This window comes from Intestinibacter sp. (assembly GCF_022780145.1).
In the GTDB taxonomy this organism is placed as follows: Bacteria; Bacillota; Clostridia; order Peptostreptococcales; family Peptostreptococcaceae; genus Intestinibacter.
Genome location: NZ_JALEXO010000237.1, coordinates 1 through 3,987 on the forward strand (window position 1 = coordinate 1; position 3,987 = coordinate 3,987).

Here is a 3,987-nt window from a genome sequence, read left to right on the forward strand (position 1 = left end):
AAGGTGGCGAAGGTGGTATAGAATTAGCTAAAGAAGTTATAAGATTATGTGATGAACCAAATGACTTCCAATTCTGCTACCCAGATGACTATACATTAAAAGAAAAAATAAATGCAATAGCAACTAAGATATATGGAGCTGATGGTGTAGATTATACTCCAGAAGCAGAAAAAGAATTAGCTAACTTAGAAAATCTAGGATTCGGTGGAGTTCCAGTTTGTATGGCTAAGACTCAATACTCATTAACAGATGATCAAACTAAATTAGGTAGACCAACAGGATTTAGAATAACAGTTAGACAAGTAACTATATCTGCAGGTGCAGGATTCGTAGTTGCATTAACTGGTGAAATAATGAAGATGCCAGGACTTCCAAAAGTTCCAGCAGCTGAAAAGATCGATGTTGATGAAAACGGAGTAATATCTGGATTATTCTAGGGATTATTAAATCGATAAAACTAAATATTAATATATATACATAATCAAATGAAATGTGAGAGAGAGTTATTAATATTATATAACTAGTTAAGTAAAAAATAAGAATTCATTGGTTATAAAAAAAGATAGTGTGTGATTTTATCACACACTATTTTTTCGCTAAATTTCTTTTAAGGTTCTTGCAAAATATACGATTGACATAATTGAGATGGATATAGTTAAAATAACAATCAATACGCATGAGCAATACATATAGATAGGAGAATAATAATTTTCAGGAACTAGCATGAGTATGAGTATTATTAAGCAATATATAATAAAATAATTGCGAATATTCATTTTGCTTTTGAAGGATTTTAGACCAATATATTTGATCTCATTATTATTTTTTAATGATTTTTTTGTTTTAAAAAACCAGGTTGTGTTTATTATTATTTCTATAATCACTTTTAGAAAAGCAGCTATAAAAAATACAATTAATAATATTGATAAAAAAAAGTCACTTATATTAGCATTGTTAATATTGACGATATTGTTGATAGAATATTGAAGATTTACATTAGATATAAATGCTGGAACAAGTGGTAGTAATGGCATTACTATAAAAAAAAGTACATTGCCAACCATATTTTTTAATTCTAGATTTAAATCAGTTTGAATTGGTATCGCATTTTTATCTTTTGTACAAAATATTTGGCATTTTGAAAAAGAACAAATATGTTCCCATCCAGCAGCACTACACATTTCTAAGTATTCTTTGTATTGTTTCTTTGAATTTGCATCTTCGTCAAATATATCGATTGAAAATTTTATTTCTTGAGGATTTGTTTTTTTAAATTTAGATATACCTGCGACTATATCATATAGTAACCATCCGTTAGAAGCCATTTCTTCAAGATAGAGACTGAGTGCAGGGCAATCAATATCTTCAAAAGGAATATATTTAAATAGTTTATTTTTACCTATTCTCATGATTTCACCTCCAATATATCTCAAATCCTTACTATATATTGTAAGAATTTGAGATATTAACTAATAAAATGTATTTATATTTCAGATTTATTTGTTGATTTTATCAATTGGAACTATGTTTTCTCTTATTACTTCAATGATCAATATTATAGAAAGTATACATAGAATTATAGGTAATATTAAATCTAAAACCGCAGTTATATAAAAAGGTAAAACTGAAAAGACAGAAGCAAATAATACTATAAAAACTGAGAATAGAGATAGTAAAATTGTCGCTTTAAGTCCAGATCTTATTCTCAAAGATAAAATACTAGGATATCTAATTTCAGTATTATTTCTTAAACTCTTTTTAGCTCTAATTATCCATATTATATTTTCTGTGCACCAGCCTAGTATATATACAAATAATCCTGCTGGGAAAAATACAGTCATTAATGCTTCTAATAATGTATCATAATCAGTGAACATTGTACTTATATCTAAATTTAACAAACTAGATAAAAGTGCAGGTCTGAAGAAAAATAAGAAAAATATAATCGTAAATAACAATGTTTTTTTGAATATAGGCTTTAATTTTAACTCGTCATCAGTTTGTATTGGTGTGAAATTGCCGTCATCGTTGTAAAAAACTTGATATTTATGAGTTTCATCTATTTTTGTCCAGCCTGAGGCTTTACACATTTCTAAGTATTCGGGAACACTTACTCTGCTTTGTGGATCAGATTTAAAAGGACCATCAAAAATATCTACACAGAATTTTATATCTTTAGGTTCACATTTTTCAAATTTAAAGAAATATCTTAAGTTTATGTTTTTAAGCATCCATCCCTTTGATGCCATTTTAGATAGATATAGTTCTAATGTAGAGCAGTCATTTTCTCTTAAAGCTATAAATTTTATCATTTTTAATACCTCCCCCTGAATTACTTTTGATATTAATATATGTTATTTATTGATTTTATCTATTGGAACTATATTTTCTCTTATAACTTCGATTAAAAATACAAAACCAAAGATAAAAATTATTAAGTTTATTGCTTTTAGAATGTTTAAAATAAAAAATTGAACTGAAGTATCCATATGTATTAAAGTGTAAAAAAATAAAATACAAATTAGAAACATCAAAATAATTAAATCTATTATAGTAGTTTTTAATTTTAGTGAATTTAAACTTACATACCTAATGGGTCTATTTTCACTTAAACTTTTTTTAGCCCTAAAAAACCAAATAAGACTTTCTATTATATAATTGATATATGGAATTAGAGCTATTATTATAGATAAAAAAGCCCAGTTAAGCATTTCAAAATCAGTAGAGTAAGTTGATTTTATATTGTAAATACTATAAATCATAAGAATTATACTGATTATTATGTTTTGCACACTTGATTTAAATATAGGCTCTAGCTTTAATTTGTCATCAGTTTGTATATCTGGTGTATTTATATCATCAGAAATAAATACTTGATAACTAGATGAAGAACCAATGGCAGAGGTAAAACTAGATACATCTGTTATATGTTTCCAACCTTCATGTTCGCACATATCTATATATTGAGGAAGGTTGAACTCTGACATAAAATCTTTTGAGAATTCCTCACGAATATCTACACAGAATTTAACTTTTTGGGGTTTACACTTTTTAAATTGAAGAAGGTGCATAATAGGAGATACAGAATCAAACATCCATCCTTTTTGTGCCATTTCTTCTAAATAAAGCTCTAATGCAGAGCAATCATTTTCTCTAAATAAAACGAATTTTATTAATTTATCTTTTCCTACTTTCATATAGGGACCTCCTTTTTAGATGGAATTAATAGTTTTTATCAATTTCTGTCTAAAAAATTCTTGACATCGTTGACCATAACTAGGAGTCTGTCGTATTCTTTTTTTAATGTGTTTATACCATCGTCGGTTATAATGTAGCTTATTTTTCTGCCTTCTACGGATGTTTCTCTTATTAATCCAGCTTGCTGAAATTTTCTAAGTAGAGTATATAGTGTACCAGGTCCTACTCGAATTCTTCCGTTTGAAATAGTTTCAACCTTTTTCATGATGTCGACTCCACAGCATTCTTCAGTAAGCGCTAGAAGTACGTAATACATAGGTTCAGACAGAGTTTGAAACTGTTTTCTAGCCATACTTGCCTCCTTTTTAAAATATAATATCGAGTATCGATATTTATAATTAAAGTATAATATCGATACTCGATATTGTCAATTATATTGAATCAAAAATATGATTACAAAACTGTTACTAGTTCAAAAAGTTTAAGAGGGGATGATTACATCCCCAAAAAGCTTTCGTATTTTATATGGATTTGATTATTCGCCTTTAGCTTTATCGACTATATTTTTAAATCCATCTACTAAAATATTTGCGTCTAATGAATAAGTAACTATATCAAAGCCTTGTTTGTAGTATTTATCGATATCATCAAATCTTCCAGTAAATACAGAAGAAATCTTATTGTATTTTTTGCAAGCTGCTAAAATTCTTTCTACGGCTTTTAAAAATTCTGGATTATCAAATTGGCCTGGAATACCCATAGAAATTGATAGGTCAAAAGGTCCTATAA

6 protein-coding genes are annotated in these 3,987 nt (G+C 27.4%); 1 reads left to right on the top strand and 5 read right to left on the bottom strand.

Translation table 11 applies throughout. From position 1 onward, the window contains the following. Positions 1 to 437 (top strand): formate--tetrahydrofolate ligase (locus MR593_RS08930; protein WP_290692029.1); only part of this gene is annotated, 437 nt, incomplete at its 5' end. 159 nt (positions 438 to 596) lie between these two features. On the opposite strand, the gene MR593_RS08935 is transcribed toward MR593_RS08930, so the two are convergent. The 5 genes from MR593_RS08935 to MR593_RS08955 form a co-directional block, all read right to left on the bottom strand. Then, positions 597 to 1,409 carry a DUF2812 domain-containing protein gene (locus tag MR593_RS08935; RefSeq protein ID WP_290692031.1) on the bottom strand — a complete coding sequence of 271 codons (813 nt, stop codon included), beginning with the start codon at positions 1,407 to 1,409 and terminating at the stop codon, positions 597 to 599. Positions 1,410 to 1,496: 87 nt separating this feature from the next. Then, positions 1,497 to 2,312: a DUF2812 domain-containing protein gene (locus MR593_RS08940; RefSeq protein WP_290692033.1), complete on the bottom strand. Its 816-nt coding sequence runs from the start codon at positions 2,310 to 2,312 to the stop codon at positions 1,497 to 1,499. Positions 2,313 to 2,354: 42 nt separating this feature from the next. Beyond that, entirely contained in the window at positions 2,355 to 3,197 is an 843-nt protein-coding gene (locus tag MR593_RS08945; RefSeq protein WP_290692035.1) for a DUF2812 domain-containing protein, read from the bottom strand. Between the two features lie 38 nt (positions 3,198 to 3,235). Next, the gene (locus tag MR593_RS08950; RefSeq protein ID WP_290692037.1) at positions 3,236 to 3,550 is read right to left on the bottom strand and encodes a PadR family transcriptional regulator; all 315 of its coding nucleotides are present in this window, start codon (positions 3,548 to 3,550) and stop codon (positions 3,236 to 3,238) included. A 183-nt stretch (positions 3,551 to 3,733) separates the two neighbouring features. After that, the coding region (locus MR593_RS08955; protein ID WP_290692039.1) for an aldolase/citrate lyase family protein at positions 3,734 to 3,987 on the bottom strand (254 nt) is incomplete at its 5' end.

Coding starts and splice junctions, on each gene's coding strand:
- MR593_RS08935 (WP_290692031.1), bottom strand. CDS start 1,409: ATGAGAATAGGTAAAAATAAACTATTTAAATATATTCCTTTTGAAGAT.
- MR593_RS08940 (WP_290692033.1), bottom strand. CDS start 2,312: ATGATAAAATTTATAGCTTTAAGAGAAAATGACTGCTCTACATTAGAA.
- MR593_RS08945 (WP_290692035.1), bottom strand. CDS start 3,197: ATGAAAGTAGGAAAAGATAAATTAATAAAATTCGTTTTATTTAGAGAA.
- MR593_RS08950 (WP_290692037.1), bottom strand. CDS start 3,550: ATGGCTAGAAAACAGTTTCAAACTCTGTCTGAACCTATGTATTACGTA.